The sequence below is a fragment of the Nocardia salmonicida genome (assembly GCF_036142455.1).
In the GTDB taxonomy this organism is placed as follows: domain Bacteria; phylum Actinomycetota; class Actinomycetes; order Mycobacteriales; family Mycobacteriaceae; genus Nocardia; species Nocardia salmonicida.
Genome location: NZ_CP108014.1, coordinates 2,869,871 through 2,887,163 on the forward strand (window position 1 = coordinate 2,869,871; position 17,293 = coordinate 2,887,163).

The window sequence follows — 17,293 nt, forward strand, 5'->3', positions numbered from 1 at the left end:
CGTACGCCTCCGCGCCGTACTGCGTGTGAGCAATCGAGCAGTCGCACGGTGGGCAGCGGGTCGCTGAGGTCAGAATCCGGCTTCGTTCAATTCCATCACGGACAGATCGGTTCCGGCGAGGACAGCCCGTTCGGCAGTGACATGAGGGAGAACGGTGTTGGCGAAGAACGAAGCCACCGCGATTTTGCCTTGGTAGAACGCGATGTCTTCGACGGATTCCGTGGCAGCCAGGGCAATTTCAGCGGCGACGATGAGGCGCCAAGCCACGAGCAAGTCCCCGACGGTCAGCAGGAACCGCACGCCGTTGAGACCGATTTTGTAGAGTTCGGCCGGATGCTCGGCAGCGGCCAGCAAGTGTGCGGTGAGTGTGCCGGTGATCTCCTGCACGTCTTCGAGAGCATGGGCGAGCAATATCTTCTCGGTCTTGAGTCGTCCACCGTCGGCGTCGGAATGGACGGTTGCCCGCACCTGGCCGAGCACATGAGTCAGGGCGACTCCGCGGTCTCTAGCGATCTTGCGGAAGAAGAAGTCCTGGGCTTGGATCGCGGTGGTTCCCTCGTAAAGGGAGTCGATCTTGGCGTCGCGGATGTACTGCTCGATCGGATAGTCCTGAAGGAAGCCGGAACCGCCGAAAGTCTGTAGGGACTCGGTGAGGTACTGATAGGCACGTTCGGAGCCGACCCCTTTGACTATGGGCAGTAGCAGATCGTTGACCCGCGCGGCAAGGTCGGCGCCAGCGCCGGAGATGTGTTCGGCGACAGTGGGATCCTGATGACCGGCGGTGTAGAGGTAGATCGAACGCAGGCCTTCGGTGTATGCCTTCTGCATCATCAGTGACCGGCGTACATCGGCATGGTCGATGATGGGCACCTTCGGTGCCGACTTGTCGGAGGCTCGGATGAGGTCTGGTCCCTGGACCCGGGACTTCGCGTACTCCAGCGCGTTCAGGTAGCCGGTGGACAACGTGGCGATAGCCTTTGTTCCGACCATCATCCGGGCTTCCTCGATGATTTTGAACATTTGGGTAATGCCGTTATGAGTCTCGCCGACGAGATAGCCGACCGCGGCAGTGCCGTGTCCGCCGAACGTCAGCTCGCAGGTTGCCGAAGCTTTCAAGCCCATCTTGTGTTCGACGTTGGTGACAAAGGCACCGTTACGGTCTCCGAGCTCGCAGGTCTGGGGGTCGAAACGAAACTTGGGGACGACGAACAAGCTCAAGCCCTTGGTTCCCGGTCCGGCGCCCTCGGGGCGGGCCAAAACGAGATGGATGATGTTTTCGAACAGGTCGTCGGAATCGGCGGAGGTGATGAAGCGCTTCACTCCCTCGATGTGCCAGGAGCCGTCCTGCTGCGCGATGGCCTTGGTCCGACCGGCGCCGACATCGGAACCGGCGTCGGGCTCGGTCAGCACCATGGTCGCGCCCCAGTTACGCTCGACAGCCTGTGCGGCCCAACGTCTCTGCTGTTCGGTTCCGATGCCGCCGAGCACGTCGGCGATCAAGGGACCGGTCAGGTACATGTAAGCCGCCGGTTGTGCGCCGAGCACCAGTTCGTTGATGGCCCATCCCACCATGGATGGTGCGTGTACACCCCCGACCACCTCGCTCTTGCCTACTCGCCACCATTCGCCGTCTTGCCATGCTCTGACTGCGGCCTTGAACGGTTCCGGGAGCCGAACGGAGTGGGTCGCGAGTGTGAATACCGGAGGGTTACGGTCGGTTTCGGCGTAGGGCTCGGCAACGGGGCCTTCGGCTAGGCGCGCTGCCTCGCCGAGCATGGTCCGCACGATGCCTTCGTCGAGATCGCCGAAGGCGCCCGAGTCGAAGAGGGCACCGAGGTCGAAGATCTCGAACAGGTTGAACTCCAGGTCACGAACGTTGCTCTTGTAGTGGCCCATCGGACCCTCACCTCTCGACTGTGCCCGCCTCGAACGGGCCAGGCAATGAATGGGCGCGATGTGCGCCTGCGCAGTCATAATGTCTCAGCCGTGCGGTCCTTGCAACCATAAGTAATTGGTTAATAAATTGGAATGTGAGCTATCTTTTGGCTTCGAAGTGCGGTTATCCAATGACTGTTAGTCGCAAGTCACTACCAGCTACTCGGTCGTAAGCGGGGGATCCTCTCTGCGTCCTTCTAGGCCGAGATATTCGCGTACGGTCAGCGCTGCCCTCAATTTCCAGATGAGTCCCGGATCGTGGGAATCGAGGCGGGCGAGCCGGTAGATCCGCTTCAGGCGGTAGTCGACCGTATTTTGATGGATATGCATTTCCCGTGCGGTGAGTCGACGATTCAAACCATTGTTGATATGCGCACGGAGGGTCGCGACCAATCCTGGGTCTTCCCACACCGCGTCGAGGGCGGTCTCGAGACGATCGCGACCGGGCCCGGGGCGAGTCAGCTGATACTCGATAGCAAGGTCGTCGAAATGGTAGAGGCCGGGCGGTCGATGGAGTCGGCGTACAACGTCGATCAGTTCGTGTCCGTCTTCGGTCGCGGATGGGATCCGGTCTCGATCTACCTCGATCGCCACTACGACCAGTGCTGTCCGGTTGACAAGTTTACCGATTTCCTCGGTGTCGGGGCAGCCTTGGATCAAGATTGTGCCTCCGAGGTCGCTGTGCAGTGCGGACATCGGTTGTCCCACACGGTCGGCCAGCATCTCGAGGAAGCTGCCGGGTGAGACCGCGCCTCGGGCAGAAGTATCAGCAGCTACTGCGAGAACGGTGTACTGGTCGGTGAGTGCGATGCCGCATTCTCGGGCGACGCTGGTGGCGTGGCGTCCGCTGAGCAGGGCACGGGCGAGGGCTTGGTGTCCGCTGCGTCCAGTGGCCGAGGACGCGACCTCGAGGTATGCCCTGGAGACTGTCGCGTTCACCGTGTGCATTGCGTCCATGACGTGGTTGATGTTGTTGTGGCGCAACAATTTCGTGGCGTGGTCGTTCAGGTGAAGCCGGAACCCGGTATGGACGAGGTGTTGGACGGTGTCGATCGGTACCCCGGTGGCTGCCCAACGCGCAGCTGCGGGGTGGAGAGCTGCTCGCGAATCGAGCGTGCGCGCACCATCGGCATGTTCGAGGTACTCCACGACAACGGCGCGGATCTCCTCCCGCAAGACGTTGCCTTGGATACTGCGGGCAGGGATCGCGCTGAGGACCCCGTCGACGATGTGCTGGGTCGCCCGCGGCGGGGTCGCGGGCGACTCGAGCTGGGTGGGACTCATCGCGGTCTCACAGTGTGCCGGTGCCACCGATCAACCACGGGTTGAACGTGCAGTCCAGCTTCGGGTGGTTGACGGGATCGAGGGCGTTGAGGGTGATCGATGCCGCGCGCGGCGAGTACATGATGGTGAGGTGGTCGGACAGGTCTTGTTCGCACCCTTCTTGCAGGGTGATGTTGCGAACGGTGGCGCCCACTCCAGCTTTGAGGAAGGTCAGGTCGTAGGGGTTGGTCACCTCGTCGTAGCGAGATCCGACTGCTGTGTAGTCGACGCCGGCAATCGTATCGCCTCGGGCGTTGAGCGTGGCGTAGAACGGGGAGCCGATGACCTGTTGGATGTTGGAGATCCCGATGATCGGTTCGTAGAAGCCCAGGATGTCGATTCCGAGGTTGTTGATGGCGCGCCCGAGTGCGGCGATCCCCAGAAGGGTCGTGCCGTGGTGGGTTGCCCCGAAGCTGATCAGCTTGCCGACTTTGCCGGCGCCGCCTTCGAATTTCAGATAATGGTTCGCGACTGTGCCGCCTTGTGAGTGGCCCACGATGTCGACCTGGTTCGCCCCAGTCGTGGTGCGGACACGTTCGATGAAGTCGGCGACCTGACGTGAGGAGTCCTCGATGGGGCCCACGCCGTAGCGGCCGGGGAGAACGCCGGCAAGACCCCCGCCCTCGATGAGTCCGGAGCGTCCGAAGTTGAGAGCGAAGACGCAGAACCCGGCGCGCGACAACTGCGGTGACAGGGCGCTGAAGGTGTCGAAGGCGTTGAGCCAGCTGCCATGTAGCAGCACTACCGGGCGTGGGTGGGCTGCGCTGGGCTTGCAATCCCAGTTGTTGGCGCCGACTGGTGCGACGTCAGGATTGGCGAGTCCGTAGGCGAACGCGGCCAACGGGGCAGTCAATTCCGGACCTTGGCCTGTCGGGGCGGCCGCAGTGCTTTGTCCCCATGCGGTGCCGCTGCCCGACGAGCCGGAACCGCTACCTGCGCCACTGCCCGTGCCGGTCCCTGAGTCAACAATCGCCTTGGGTTGTCGGCCGTCGGCCGAAGGCGTCAAACCGGCAGTAACCGAATCGGCAAGGCTCTGCAGGTCCGAGGCGGCAGGCTCCGCACTCGCCGATGTAGACGCCAGCCCGCACGCGACCGCTAGACCCGCGACGAGCGCACTCGCCATGGCAGTCCGCCGAATTCGTTGCTTCGTTGCAAACAATTGTGGAATTCCCATCTGATCGCCAACCTGCTCGACAGCTGCTGTGATGTGAACCACTATCACGGGAGGATGTGATTCACATCGCTGCATTGCGGTGGTGAGGAAAGTCTGAACCGCGCGGTCTGCTCAGTCACTCCACTGGGGGACGAATTCGTGCAACACATGTTGTCAGCGACGCTAAACCGGCATTTCCACGGCCTGGGATCGCCCAGGCGGCGGGCGCATACCGCTTGTACTCGGAGCAGAATTTCCGGCACAGAGCAGGGGCAAACACCGAACGCGTGCACCGCACCCACGACCCTCGGGTCCTGGTAACCCATGTGCTTCGAGCCCGACGATCACTGTGACTGCGCGGGCGTAATGCGACCTGGCGAGAAAGGTCAACTTCTCACCAGTGGTCGAACCAGGTGAGGGAGCCGCCATCCCTTGCTGTCGATACCGCCGGGCAGGCAACCGCAACAGATCAGGATGAGGCGTTCCTGATTCGGCCCGCGGTCAGTGCCGATGTAGGGCAGCACTGACCCCGAGTCGGAGGGGTGTCAGATCGAAAGGTCGTGTGGTGTTGCGTGTTCCAGGACAAGTACCTCAGAGCCCTCTGGCGCGAGGTTCCGCAAGAGCTGGCAGTGCATGTTCTGGTGCGCTTCGGCCAAGCCTGCCTGGTGGATCGGAACTACTGTCCGCGGCCCGATAGATCGGACGTAGTCGATCCCTTCACCAATTTTCATCCAGGGCCCACCGATCGGAAGTAGCAGCACGTCGACCGCGGTGGGGACTTCGTCGAAGGCATCGCCCGGATGGAAAATGCTGCTGTTGAGCAGGTATCCGAGATTCTCAGACGCAGGCAGTGCCGCATGGATGCAGGCGTGCTCTCCCCCTGTCACGACGATCTCGACCCCGTGGAGCGACAGCTTCTGTCCCGGGACGACGACATGCTGGGGCTGTCGCATGGAGTTCGGATAGGCCGGGTCGTCCAAAGCCGACAGAGTTTTCTCGCCGACAACCAACTGCGCGTCAGGATTGGCGGAGACCAGTGCGGCCAATCGGTTCAGATCGAGGTGGTCAGGGTGGGCGTGGGTGATCATGATCAGGTCCACGTCGCGCAGGTCTTCGAATCCTTGCGAGTAGGTGCCAGGATCGAAGAGAACTCGAGTCGAGCCTACGGGGCCGGGCAGGTCTACGAGTACGCAGGCGTGCCCGTAGTGGGTGAGCTTCACGGCTGAGCGCCTCCTATGTTGTCGGTGGTCAGGGGTTGACGACGGTCATCCACATGGGCTCTTTCCGATTGATCATCGCGTCGACCGCGGTGGCGACGTCGGCCAGCGCGAATCGCTGAGTGATCAGCTCGTCGACCGTCAGTGCACCGGAGCCGAGCAACGCCAGAACCTGCTCGGCATCGGAACGGGTGCATGCGCGGGTACCGACAAAGCGCCAGCAGTTGACCATGAGCGCGCTCGATGGCACTGCCAACGGGGTGGCGTTGCCGCCCATATGGGCAAGTACTCCCCCGGTACGCAAAGCGCCCATGGCCTGAGCGGTCGCAGCGCCGGTCGGGATGAAGTCGGCTACAGCGTCAGCGCCCGCCGGTACCAGCTCCCGCAAGCGACGAGTGAGCCCGCCGGTGGACTCCCAGTCATCGGGCAGGTCGTCGAGAGCCACCGTATCGACTGCGACGCTGCCTGCGAGTCGCGCCACCGGTTCGAGTCGTTCGGCACTACGAGCTACCAGCACAAGCCGGGAGATACCGAAGTGCTCGGCGAGTTTGACTGTCGCCGTGCCCATTGTGCCGGTGGCCGCCGTCGTGACTACGGTTGCCCCGAGCGGTAGCTGGGCACATTTGAGGATCCGGACCGCGTTGGCCAGGTCGTGGACCTTCGCGGCCACGTCGAAGCTGACAGTTGCGGGCAGCTGATCGATCAGCCAATGCGGTACTCGCACGTACTCGGCGAGTCCACCGTCGTGGTAGCGCTCGTAGAGCGGCATAGCGACGGCCCCGAAGCCGGCGTGCCCGATCATGGCCTGCTGGGCGCACATCATCTCGCGATCGGTGCGGCAGTAGTCGCAGGTGCGGCAGTTCAGGTTGGGGTGTACCCGCACACGATCGCCGATGGCGACGTCGGTGACCTGATCACCTACTGCGGCCACGGTACCTGCCGCTTCGTGCCCGAGGGTAGTCGGAAGATGCTTGAACGCGCCCCTTTTCAGCAGGGTCATCATGCCCGGCGCCAATCCGGCCGAGACCACCCTGACCACGACATCCAAGGGTCCAGGCTCCGGGATCGGGATCCGTTCGAGTGTTAGTGATTGAGAGCCTTGGTGGGCGCGGGCAGCGAGCATGGTCATCGCGAGCTTCTTTCGCCGGTGAGGGATGCGAGGTATTCCGGTGAATAGGGTTGCGCTGTGCGCGCGGTGTCGGCGACCTGCGGCAGTTCTCGATGGGAGAGCACACTGATGTAGGCGCCGGGTTCGTGCCCGACACTGGCATGGGCGATGCCGAGGGGTACGCGGACAAAGTCTCCTGGCTCGAGCTCGACGATCCCGCGCTGTGTCAGCAATGTGCGGCGTCCGCTGATCTGGTACTGGATCTCGTCGGCATCGAGCGTGCGCCGATAACGGCGAACGGCGTCCGGTTCAACGGCGAATATTGTTGTTCCCATGCGGAATTGTTCGGCCTGGTACAGCCATGTCGAGCCCGGGGCTTTCGGTACGCCCAGGACCTGAATTCGATCGTGCTCGTGGTTGACCCGGTCGAGCAGTGCCTGCTCATCGACGGGGAAGACAGCGATGTCGTGACCGGCCGTTCCCATGCACTGGGTGACTGCCTCGTTGATCTGGCCGGGTGCCCAGCCGGGAAACGGCGGCATGACTCGCTCCGAGGTTCTGGCAACCGGACAGGTTTCGACAGCCGGGGCCGGCACGTAGAACAGCAGGTGGCTCTCGGCCCGCCCATAGTTGTCGTGTGACACGCCCCGAGGGATCCGGGAGAACTCGCCGGGTCGGTGTTCGATGACGCCGAGCTCGGTCATCAGGGTGCGCTCGCCTTCGACCTGATATGAGATCTCGTCGACGTCACAGTTGCGGTGGTAGAACGGCTGGCGATTGTCCATCGTCTGCCACTCGATGCGGATCTGCTCATTCTCGTAGACACCGCGCGGCGGCGCGAACGGCCGCGGCTGGTACTCCTGTGGAAAGTGCGCGACGGTCAGGGGCGGATGATCGCGCCACAGTTTGACGGGCATTTTGCTCGGGTGCGGCGCAGTGAGCAGGTTGTGTTCGTCGCGCTCGATGCTGCGCAACGGTTGGTCCGACGTCATGATCGTGACGTCTTCGATGACAACACTCATGGAGACCTCCTTGTCTCGGGGTGCTGGGTGCCCGACGTGTGTCAGGGAACGAGTTCGGCAGCAGGCAGTGCTCGGTAGTAGGAGGCGGCACCGGCATGCAGTGGAACCGGCGAGATGCCCATGGTCGGTGGGTCGAGCGGGTAGGTGATGGGGCTACGTTCCGGCGCCAGGTGCAGGTATTGGGACTCGATGAGATGGCGGGTCTCGCCGAGAATCCACGCAACCGCGTAGGCCACGTCCTCGGGCAGGTCGGCGCGGGTCACGACAAGGAAGTCGGAGAAGTCCAGCGTGCGGAAGGACGGCTGGCCAGGGAAATATCCGTCGGACACCGTTGCCGCGGGCCATCCGAAGTCGGTCTCGAGTGATTCGAGGACATCCGGCTCGACTTCGAGAAAGCGATAGTCGGCCCCGAGCTTCTGCCAGTGCGGAAGCATGACTGCTTCGTGCACGATCGCGTTGGCGCGTCCTTCCAGTACGTGGTCGAGCGATTCGAAGGGCCGCTCGTCGGACAGGAATTGCCCGCCCCAGTCGAGCACGTCCACGCCCGAGCGCGCCAGGATCTCGTGCGCGGCCAGGCCGACAGCGTTGACCCCGTCGTTGACCGAGGTGGCCACGCGCAGGACCGGTTTCAGCTCCCGTAACTCGGCGAAGGTTGTGACGCCCAGCGAGGAATGGACCGCGAATACCAGTCGATCTCGTTGCGGCACAACACCCAATGCACGCAGGTCCGGGTAGAACTCGTCGCGGTAGGTGCCGCGCCCGTCCAGCGCCGCGACGGTGAACGCGGTGGGTGTGGTCAGGGCGATATCGACCTCACCGCGTCCGACGGCGCGGACGTTGTCGGAGAACCCGCGCCCGTTCCAGATCCCGACACGGGTGTGCGGTCCTGCCCGATCGGTCAGTTCCTGGGAGATCCAGCCACAGACCCGATGCAGGTTGGCTGTTCCCCAGTCACCCTGTAGTTGCAGTCGCAGTGATCGATCGATCTTCGGTTCTGCGGGTCGTGCACTCATCAAGAGCCCTCCTGTCGGCGAATCAGGTTGCGCACCACACCGACTCCGTCGACTTCGACGCTGACCTGGTCTCCATCGCCCAGGAAAAGCTGCGGGTCCCTGCGGTAGCCCACGCCGCCGGGGGTACCGGTCAAGATCACGTCTCCGGGAGTGAGCTCGGTGAAGGTCGAGATCTCCGCGATCAAACGCGGGATGGAGAAGATGAGCATCGAAAGGTCGGATTCCTGCACCTTCTCACCGTTGATCACTGTGCGGATTCCGGCTGTCGACAGGTCGACCGACTCGGGCGTGACAAGGGTTGGTCCGATGGGAGTGCTTGCGTCCCAGGCTTTTCCCTGCATCCACTGGTGGGTCTTGTACTGGAAGTCACGCATAGTGATGTCGTTGGAGACCGAGTAGCCAAGCACATGGTCGAGGGCGTCAGCTTCGGTGATGCGCCGGCCTGGTCGGCCGATGACCACCGCCAGTTCGCCTTCGTAGTCGACCTGTGTCGACTCCGGCGGCAAGAGGATGTCGTCATAGGCGCCGATCAGGCTGGCCGCGAATTTGGGGAACAGCACCGGGTACGTCGGAAGCTCACGCTTGGTTTCGGCGACGTGCGCGCGATAGTTCAGGCCGACGCAGAACACCTTTGCCGGATTGGGAACGACCGGCAGGATCCGGACGGACTCCATCTCGACGCGCCCACGCGGGTTGCGGTCTGCGCCGGCCAGGACCTCAGGTGTGGTCTGGGTGCCGATTTCGGTGAGGCCGTCCAACGGAACGAGTTCCGAGCCGTGTACTTCACCGACCCTTCGAACGCCGCGGTGCTCGTAGGTTGCGTACGCCATGTCAGTTCCCTTCGCTTGTTTTGCGCCACGAGGCGAGCTGACCGCCCCACAGGTTCACCGAGTTGGGGATCGGCTTCCATCGACGCGGTACGTAGGTCACGCGGTCGTCGTGGAACTTCTCCATCTCCGCGGAGAGCTCGATGTGATTGCCCGCCGGGTCGTCGAAGAAGATGAACAGGTTGTTGCCCGGTCCGTGCCTGCCCGGACCCCAACTGACATCGACGTTCTCGTCGGTCAGCCGGTCGCACCAGGCTTTGAAGTCCTCCCATTCGGCGAGATCGTAGGAGTAGTGGTCGATGTCGCCTCCTCGGCCGACATTCACCACCGCCAGGGTGTGATGGTCACGATCGCTGCGCAGCCACGCGAACCGGCCGTCCTCGAGCTGATCGGAGATCCGGAACCCGACTACGTCGACGAAGAACTCGATCATCGGTACGACATCGTCGGTGCCCAAGGTGATGTGCTGATACTTGATCGGTCGGCGACCAGTATCGGCGGCGTTCTCACCTTGTCGCTCAACAGCGGTGTGAAAGTGGACGGGAATACCGGCGGGATCGGCGACGACGATGCCGGTTGGAACTCCCAAGGCCCCATCGAGGTATGACGCGTCCAACGGTTCCACGGCGTGACCTGCCGCCGTCAGCCGCGTGCTGATCCCGGCGACTCCGTCGAGGTCACGAACCTCGAATCCGTAGTGGTGCAGCCCCTTTTCACCCTCAACGAGGTCGATGACGTGATGGCCGGCACCCCACCCGAGGCGCACGCCACCATCGGGAAGCTGTTCGTGTACCCGCAAACCGAGCACTCGCCCGTAGAAAGCGGCCGTTGCGGCGACGTCGGGTACGGAGAAGCCGATGTGGGAAACGGTGGTGCGGGTGAGCGTCCCGGCCGCATCGCGTTCCTGCAATACGATCCGCTGGGGTTTATCCATGACTCGGGGCCCTTTCTGTCGATGCTGTTGTTACCGGCTGCGTAGTCCAGGCCGAGATCGCGGCAGCGACCTCGGCGGTGTGGTGCGGTGGCCAGGTGGCGGCAACCACCCGGTCCGGCCGAATCAGGACGAAGTGATGGGGGAAAGACTCGAATTCACGTGCCGCCGAGCCATCGACGTCGATGAGTACGCGGCGACCGGTTCGGGGTAGGTACTCGCCCAATGCCAGCAGAGCTGTCGTAGCGCCGAGCCTGTCGACAAGTGACCGGACCGCCTCCCAGTCGGCGTCGTCGACGTCGACACCGATCAGTGCCCAGCTGTCACCGAGCACATCGTCGAGGCGCCGGACCGCGTGATCAGCGGTGTCGAAGACCAATGGCTGGCCGATTGCGGTGCCGACCCCGTCGTGTCGGTCGGCGGCGAGAACGAGTCCGTCGGTGAACCGCTGAGTCGGCCTATAACGCATCTGTTCGAGATAGGTTCGTCCTGCGTCAGTACCCAGTGCCCGCTCGACCACAGCATCGCGGCGATCGGCAAGGCGGTTCGAGGTGGTCATGACGACGCGGCCCATACGCTCAGACATCCGGACGGTCGCCTTGACGTGGGGAGCCCGCTCGACCTGGTAGCTGGCCAGCACCGACGGTGCGAGCCGCCCCTCGAGCACATCGGCGATCTTCCAGGTCAAGTTGGCGGCGTCACGGATACCGGAATTGAGCCCCTGGCCTGCGAAGGGGGGCATCATGTGCGCGGCATCGCCCAGCAGGAAAGAACGACCGATCATCCAGTCGTCAGCGATCACCGCATTGAACCGGTAGTTCACCGCTCGCTCGATCTGTGCCGGGGTCAGTTCCCGATAGGGAGCGACCAGGGCGCGGATCAAGTCGAAGGATGGTGTCTGCGAGGGAGTACCTTCGCCGTCGAAGAGCCGGAACTCGTAGCGGCAACGGCCGTCGAGGCCCGGCACGATGACATGCGGTCGTGCGGGATTGCCGTGATGCATAGCGAAACGTTCGGTATGCGGATCGTCGAGCGTATCGGCGACGAGCCAAATGTCGCTGTAGCTGCGCCCGGTCATCTCGACGCCCTGGCCGAGGCGGGTCACCGACCGGCCGCCATCGCAGCCCAGCACATAGGCCGCCTCGAAAACAACCGGTCTGTCCTCAGACACCGCGTACACGGATACCGAGTCAGCGTGCTGATCGAAGCCAGTGACTTCGGTAGCGAAGTGCACCGTCACATTCGGCATGGCTGAGAGCGCATCGACCAGCACACGCTCCAGATCTGGTTGCGCGAAGGGGTTTTTGAATGGATAACCCAACCGGAACGGACGTGGGCCGCGCGCATGAAACAGCGGCATCCCGTGTCGGTCGTAATACCTGGTACCCGTGCCCGGAACCACGATCGGCAGCACGTCATCGACGATGCCTGCACGCTGATAGACCCTCAAGGACTCGTCGTCGATGCTGATCGCCTTGGGTTCGTCGCTGGTCGATCTATTGCGCTCGACCACCACCACCTCTACACCGCGCGCGGCGAGCAGGGCAGCGGCCGTCAGACCGACCGGCCCCGCACCACAGACCACGACATCGGCACTGTCTGGCGACTTCACCGGCGCCATCACCTCACCTTCTCCGCTTCAGAGGAACTCGATAGCTCAACCATAGGCACGTGTCCTGCATTACAAAAGGCATGTCCTGTAAAATAGGACTAACGCCCGCAAGCGATATCACTCTAGCAGTATAGCTATACTGCTAGAGTGATATTCAGGCCTCGAACCCTCGCCGGCAACTCGGACACGACACTGTCGGCGCTCAGCTTCCTACGCCACCCGAAGAATTGGTTGATCCCCAGCGTCGTACTGACTGCGGCGATCTTCGCGATCACCGTGGTATTCACTGGCAGCGCCGCGAATCCAGCAGCAGATCTCCATCACGCGCCGATCGGCCTGGTCAACCTCGACGAAGGCGCGGCCACTCCCGCGATGAACCTCGGCGCACAGGTTGTTGCCGGCATCGAGTCACAGCCTCAACAGCCTGCCGAGGCAGTCAGCTGGCGCCGCTTCGACTCGCTCGAATCAGCGACTGCCGCGAGCGCGGACAACGAACTCTTCGCCGCTGTCGTCATACCGAGCGACTACACCCCGAAGCTCCTGTCGCTGCTGACATCGACCCCGCAGCGCCCGGAAGTCACTGTGCTCACCAATCATGGTGCGGGCACCATGGCCGCCGAACTCGGCACGCAGATCGCCGAGGGCGCGGCACGCGGCGGATCGGTCGCGGCGGCCGGCCAGCTGCTCGCTCACACCACCGATACCGTCGCGCCTGCCAATGCGGTATTACTCGCCGATCCGGTCACCCTCACCGCACACCAGGCCGTGCCCTTCGGCAATCGCACCGGCAACGGCATGACCGCCTTCTTCGTCGCACTGTTGCTGATGATGGTCGGGTTCCTCGGCGCGAATGTCATCAACGGACTCGTCGACTCCGAACTAGGTTTCGGCGCCACCGAGATCGGACCGAAGCGCCGCATGTTGCCTCCACGCCACATCAACCGACTGCACACTTTCAGCGCGAAGTGTCTGACTCTGTTCATCGCGTCGATCCCCGCTGCCACAGCAATCCTCGCCGCCGCCATTTTCGTTGTAGATCTGGACCTTCCGAACGGTGGGCTGCTGTGGCTGTTCGGCATCCTCGCCATCAATGCGATCGGTGTGGGAACACTGGCGGTGGTGACCCTGCTCGGCCCGATCGGCATCGTCATCAGCATGATCTTTTTCATCGGCTGGTCGATCCCCGTCTCCGGAGGAGCGATCCCGCAACAGGCGCTCCCGCCGTTCTGGCGTTTCCTCGGGTCCTTCGAACCGATGCGCGGGGTGTGTGATGGCGTCCGCGCCATCATCTACTTCGACGCACATGCCGACGCCGGCCTGTCCCGCGCGTGGCTGCTTCTGGTGGCCGGTCTGGTTGCGGGGCTCGTGCTCGGACTGCTCGGAAACGCGGTCTATGACCGGTTGGGCATGCACCGTATCCATCCGCGAGCTATCCCGCGGATTCAGGAGTTCCTGCGAAACGTGCCCCATCACCGCGATCCGACCCCTTCGGCCGCGGAATCGGTCGGCGATCGTCGTGGAGCACATCGCCACTGATCAACTGCGGATCTCCGCGTCGGTCGGCAGGCCGTGGGAAGGCCATCGCACTCACGTCGAACTTTCCCTCGCGCCGGCCGCGCTGGAGATTCCGGCCGCACAGCCTGACGCGGCGGTGCGGCCGGAGACCTCCGGTCCTCAGCCCCGAGTCGAATGGGCACCGGTCATGAGCGCGGCCAGGTCGTCGGGTTCGAGGAACGAGGGCGGAGGAGGAGGGCCCCAGGCGTAAAGCCCTTGCAGCCCTTCGAGAACCGCCGGAGACCACAGATCGTCCTCGGGCACCGTGTCCATGTCGGAGTAGTACTCGGAGAAGTTGCCCGCGGGATCTTTGAGATACCAGAAGAAGTTGGCGCCGGCATAGTGACGACCGAGTCCCCAGATGTGGCGTTCCGGGTGGCCTTCGAGCATAGCTTGCGCACCGCGACCGACCTCGTCGATATCGTCGACTTGCCAGCTGGTGTGATGCATGAAGTTCACCGGGGCAGCCAGGACGAGCACATTGTGGTGTTCGACCGAGCAGCGAAGGAAAGCCGCCTTCTCCCCCATGTAGTCACTCACTTTGAAACCAAGGCCATCGACGAAGAACCGCATGGTCGAGGCCAGGTCTGTGCTTCCGAGTACCGCGTGCCCCAGTTTGCGGGGCTGGACCGGTTCTGTGCGGGACAGGAACGGCGCCCGGCCCCAACGATCTATGCGTCCGGGGCCGTTGTACAGGGTGGAAGGGACAGGTGGTTCGACGCTGATTCGGGAACGCACCACGACGCGCACGAGGGTACCGGTGACCGGTTCGACAGCACATACTGTGGTCGGATCCTGCTCGCTCGGTATTCCGAGTGCGGTCAGTCTGCTGGCGACCGAGCCCAGATCGTCGCGGTCATCGGCGGCGACGGTGAGTTCCACCAATCGCCGCAGCGGCGAATGCACAACCTGTAGCTGTTCGCCGCCGTCGCGGGTGGCGAATCGACCGTCGCCGAGGTGAGCCAGGCCGAATTCGGAATAGTACTCGATTGTTTCCGCTGGGTTCGGCACGCCGATGGTGACCTTGCCCAGTCCATGCATTGCCATGGCTGATACCTATTCTGCCGCGGTGAATGTCTGCCGGAGCGTGCCGATGCCTTCGATCCAGGTGTCGAGGCGTTCGCCGGGCCGCAAGAACCGCTTGGGGTCACGGCCCAGGCCCACGCCTGCGGGGGTGCCGGTGAAGATGACATCGCCGGGGAACAGCGTCACGGTGTGTGACAGTTTCGCGACGAGGGTCGGCACCGGGAAGATCAGATCCCGAGTACGGCCCTTCTGCATCTCTTCTCCGTCGATCGAGCACCCGAACTCCACATCGTCGGGGTCGGCGAACTCGTCCGGGGTGACGAGCCACGGCCCTTGCGGCGAAAAGCCCGGGAAGGACTTGCCGAGCCCGAATTGTGGTGCCGGGCCACGTGTTTGGGAGATCCGTTCCGAGATGTCCTGACCGGCGGTCAGTCCGGCCACCGCCGGCCAGACTTGAGCTGGTTCTGCCCGGTGCAATTGTTGGCCGATGATCACTACGAGTTCGGCCTCCCAATCGACGTTGCCGCCATCGGGGATGGTCACGGTGGTGTCGGGGCCGGAAAAGCTGGAGACGTACTTGGTGAACACCGGCGGCAGGTGCTCGGGAACCTCGAACCCCGACTCCGCGGCGTGCGCGCGATAGTTCAGGCCTACCGCGAACACCTGCCGAGGCGACGGCGACGGCGCGCCCAGCTGAGCGCGGTCCAGCGTGAACGAGTAGTTCTGCAGGCGCTCGGGCGACAGTTCGGCCACCCAATCGCGCAGGGCGGACCAATTCAAGTAGATGCTGGCGAAATCGGGGCCGAAGCGGCCGCTGGACGCTGTTGCGATATCGGCTGCCCTTTCGTCACCGTCTTTACCGAAAACGATGACACCGCGGCCGTGCACATTGGCGATACGCATGAAGAGTTTCTCCTCTGGATGGTGTTCGATACGTCAGGAGACGCCGGAAGTAGGGGCTGGCATCGCGTTGCCGGTCATCAGGCAGGTCGCGTATTCGGCAGCCAGCGAGCGGGCTTCGTCGATCGTCGAGACCGCGCCGAAGATGTAGTGATCGGGCCGTATCAGAACCGCAGCGACCTCGTGGGCGGTCATCCACTGCGACCACGCGCCGCTGTGGTCGAAAAGATCGGGACTGCCGCTAGCAGCAATGGTCGCCGGAGCGACTTCGCCGGCCGTCAACGCCTGGTGCACCGACTCGCCTACCACCGTGACAGCCGGTTCATCGGTCGCGAGCAGAAGCAATGCGCCGTATCCGGTTGCCGCATCGAGCAATTGCCGAGTTCGATCGGCAGTGACCGAGAACTGCGGGGCCAGCGTGCCTGCCAGCCCGTCGCCGACGCGCACAGCGCCGACGCCGAGAACAGGTCGGGCCGCGACCGGCAGCACTACCGCGGGATCGGCCCCGCCGGCGATCATGCGCGCATCACGGTGGGCGGCTTGCTCAGGGTCGAGCACACAGATCACCTTTCCCAATTCCACGGACATGGCGATCGCGTGCTGAAGATGCACACTGCGTTCGCTGGTGTAGGTGTCGAGCAGTTCGGGTTCCGAGACGCCGCGCAGTACGCGGTCCAGTTTCCAGGTGAGGTTGGCCGCATCCCGCAGGCCGGAGCACATACCCTGTCCGGCGAAGGGTGGCATCTGGTGTGCGGAATCACCGGCGATCGCCAGTCGCCCCGCACGCCAACGATCTGCCCAGCGCGCGGCAAAGGTGTAGATCGCGTGCCTTTCCAACTCAGTGTTGGCCGGCGTTCGACCCCACGCGTCCAGCAACTCCCATGCCTTGTCGAGCGTGCCGAGCTCAGCGGGGTCTTCGCCAGGCAGGCGCATGAACTCCCAACGGCGCCGACCTGGACCACCCGATACGATCGTGGTGGGGCGTGCCGGGTCGCACAGCTGCCAGTTCTGCGGTGACCAGACCAGGTCATCGGTCGGGATAGTGTCGACGATCAGCCAGTCGAAGAAGAAGCCCTGATCGTGCAACGAGGCGCCCATATGCCGACGTACCAGGCTGTTCGCGCCATCGCAGCCGATGACGTAGCGCCCGGTGAACGTGCGCGTCACCGCAGTCGCCTGAGTGAGCTTTCCCGGTGTGGCGATCACCGTGTCAGCTGCCCCCACGACGACAACGTCGGCTCGTTCTTCGATATCGACAACATCGGCACTGCGGATCAGCGTCACATCGGGCATGTTCTCGAGCGAGGCCGCCAGTACCTGCTCGAGCTGAGGCTGGGAGAAGAAATTGGCCGTGGGCCACCCGTTCGGCCCACGGCCGGACCAGTCGATGCGCAGCAACGCTGCCCCCGCCGCGTTGCGCCATTCGTAGTGGTCAGGCACAGCGTCCGAGACCGCTTCGATCTCTGCGGTCAGATTCATCGAACCGAAGACCCGTCCGATCTCGTCGTCGAAATGTACCGCTCGCGGGAGCGGGTAGAGCTCTGGCCAGCGTTCCACTACGGCGACGTTGTGGCCACGGAGTCCGAGCATGCGCGCGGCCGCCAGTCCGACCGGACCCGCGCCGATGATCACCACGTCGTGATCCGAATTGTGCATTGTTCCTCGCTACAGT

At 63.5% G+C, this 17,293-nt stretch carries 14 protein-coding genes; 1 reads left to right on the top strand and 13 read right to left on the bottom strand.

Translation table 11 applies throughout. The annotated features are described in order from the left end of the window. Positions 1-69 precede the first annotated feature (69 nt). The 10 genes from OHS03_RS13675 to OHS03_RS13720 all read right to left on the bottom strand — a co-directional run bounded on the left by OHS03_RS13675 (position 70) and on the right by OHS03_RS13720 (position 12,150). Positions 70-1,896 (bottom strand): acyl-CoA dehydrogenase, encoded by a 1,827-nt coding sequence (locus tag OHS03_RS13675; protein WP_328663080.1) that lies wholly within the window; start codon positions 1,894-1,896, stop codon positions 70-72. Positions 1,897-2,094: 198 nt separating this feature from the next. After that, entirely contained in the window at positions 2,095-3,219 is a 1,125-nt protein-coding gene (locus OHS03_RS13680; RefSeq protein ID WP_328663081.1) for a PucR family transcriptional regulator, read from the bottom strand. 7 nt (positions 3,220-3,226) lie between these two features. Then, on the bottom strand, positions 3,227-4,111 hold the full coding sequence (locus OHS03_RS13685) for an esterase/lipase family protein (RefSeq protein WP_328663082.1): 885 nt from the start codon (positions 4,109-4,111) through the stop codon (positions 3,227-3,229). A gap of 845 nt (positions 4,112-4,956) precedes the next feature. Next, entirely contained in the window at positions 4,957-5,631 is a 675-nt protein-coding gene (locus OHS03_RS13690; protein ID WP_328663083.1) for an MBL fold metallo-hydrolase, read from the bottom strand. 28 nt (positions 5,632-5,659) lie between these two features. Then, positions 5,660-6,667, bottom strand: coding sequence for an alcohol dehydrogenase catalytic domain-containing protein (locus OHS03_RS13695; RefSeq protein WP_328664218.1), 1,008 nt, complete (start codon positions 6,665-6,667; stop codon positions 5,660-5,662). 86 nt (positions 6,668-6,753) lie between these two features. After that, positions 6,754-7,758: a hypothetical protein gene (locus OHS03_RS13700; RefSeq protein ID WP_328663084.1), complete on the bottom strand. Its 1,005-nt coding sequence runs from the start codon at positions 7,756-7,758 to the stop codon at positions 6,754-6,756. Between the two features lie 41 nt (positions 7,759-7,799). Beyond that, complete coding sequence (locus OHS03_RS13705) at positions 7,800-8,771, bottom strand: TAXI family TRAP transporter solute-binding subunit (RefSeq protein ID WP_328663085.1); 972 nt, start codon at positions 8,769-8,771, stop codon at positions 7,800-7,802. Further along, a complete protein-coding gene (locus OHS03_RS13710; protein ID WP_328663086.1) occupies positions 8,771-9,601 on the bottom strand; it encodes a fumarylacetoacetate hydrolase family protein in 831 nt (276 codons plus the stop codon). The genes OHS03_RS13705 and OHS03_RS13710 overlap by 1 nt, the downstream gene beginning before the upstream one ends. Before the next feature lies 1 nt (position 9,602). After that, the gene (locus tag OHS03_RS13715; RefSeq protein ID WP_328663087.1) at positions 9,603-10,532 is read right to left on the bottom strand and encodes a VOC family protein; all 930 of its coding nucleotides are present in this window, start codon (positions 10,530-10,532) and stop codon (positions 9,603-9,605) included. After that, positions 10,525-12,150 (bottom strand): bifunctional 3-(3-hydroxy-phenyl)propionate/3-hydroxycinnamic acid hydroxylase, encoded by a 1,626-nt coding sequence (locus OHS03_RS13720; protein ID WP_407942482.1) that lies wholly within the window; start codon positions 12,148-12,150, stop codon positions 10,525-10,527. Before OHS03_RS13720 ends, OHS03_RS13715 begins: the two co-directional genes overlap by 8 nt. 138 nt (positions 12,151-12,288) lie before the next feature. On the opposite strand from OHS03_RS13720, the gene OHS03_RS13725 reads away from it, so the two are divergent. Next, positions 12,289-13,677 (top strand): YhgE/Pip domain-containing protein, encoded by a 1,389-nt coding sequence (locus tag OHS03_RS13725; RefSeq protein ID WP_328663089.1) that lies wholly within the window; start codon positions 12,289-12,291, stop codon positions 13,675-13,677. Positions 13,678-13,815: 138 nt separating this feature from the next. Here OHS03_RS13725 and OHS03_RS13730 read toward each other — a convergent pair whose 3' ends face one another. The 3 genes from OHS03_RS13730 to mhpA are packed head-to-tail and all read right to left on the bottom strand — an operon-like array spanning position 13,816 to position 17,277. Next, positions 13,816-14,742 carry a VOC family protein gene (locus OHS03_RS13730; RefSeq protein WP_328663090.1) on the bottom strand — a complete coding sequence of 309 codons (927 nt, stop codon included), beginning with the start codon at positions 14,740-14,742 and terminating at the stop codon, positions 13,816-13,818. A gap of 9 nt (positions 14,743-14,751) precedes the next feature. Beyond that, on the bottom strand, positions 14,752-15,624 hold the full coding sequence (locus OHS03_RS13735; RefSeq protein ID WP_328663091.1) for a fumarylacetoacetate hydrolase family protein: 873 nt from the start codon (positions 15,622-15,624) through the stop codon (positions 14,752-14,754). Positions 15,625-15,657: 33 nt separating this feature from the next. After that, positions 15,658-17,277: a bifunctional 3-(3-hydroxy-phenyl)propionate/3-hydroxycinnamic acid hydroxylase MhpA gene (gene mhpA / locus OHS03_RS13740; RefSeq protein WP_328663092.1), complete on the bottom strand. Its 1,620-nt coding sequence runs from the start codon at positions 17,275-17,277 to the stop codon at positions 15,658-15,660. Positions 17,278-17,293: the final 16 nt, after the last annotated feature.

Coding starts and splice junctions, on each gene's coding strand:
- OHS03_RS13675 (WP_328663080.1), bottom strand. CDS start 1,896: ATGGGCCACTACAAGAGCAACGTTCGTGACCTGGAGTTCAACCTGTTC.
- OHS03_RS13680 (WP_328663081.1), bottom strand. CDS start 3,219: ATGAGTCCCACCCAGCTCGAGTCGCCCGCGACCCCGCCGCGGGCGACC.
- OHS03_RS13700 (WP_328663084.1), bottom strand. CDS start 7,758: ATGAGTGTTGTCATCGAAGACGTCACGATCATGACGTCGGACCAACCG.
- OHS03_RS13705 (WP_328663085.1), bottom strand. CDS start 8,771: ATGAGTGCACGACCCGCAGAACCGAAGATCGATCGATCACTGCGACTG.
- OHS03_RS13710 (WP_328663086.1), bottom strand. CDS start 9,601: ATGGCGTACGCAACCTACGAGCACCGCGGCGTTCGAAGGGTCGGTGAA.
- OHS03_RS13715 (WP_328663087.1), bottom strand. CDS start 10,532: ATGGATAAACCCCAGCGGATCGTATTGCAGGAACGCGATGCGGCCGGG.
- OHS03_RS13720 (WP_407942482.1), bottom strand. CDS start 12,150: ATGGCGCCGGTGAAGTCGCCAGACAGTGCCGATGTCGTGGTCTGTGGT.
- OHS03_RS13730 (WP_328663090.1), bottom strand. CDS start 14,742: ATGGCAATGCATGGACTGGGCAAGGTCACCATCGGCGTGCCGAACCCA.
- OHS03_RS13735 (WP_328663091.1), bottom strand. CDS start 15,624: ATGCGTATCGCCAATGTGCACGGCCGCGGTGTCATCGTTTTCGGTAAA.
- mhpA (WP_328663092.1), bottom strand. CDS start 17,277: ATGCACAATTCGGATCACGACGTGGTGATCATCGGCGCGGGTCCGGTC.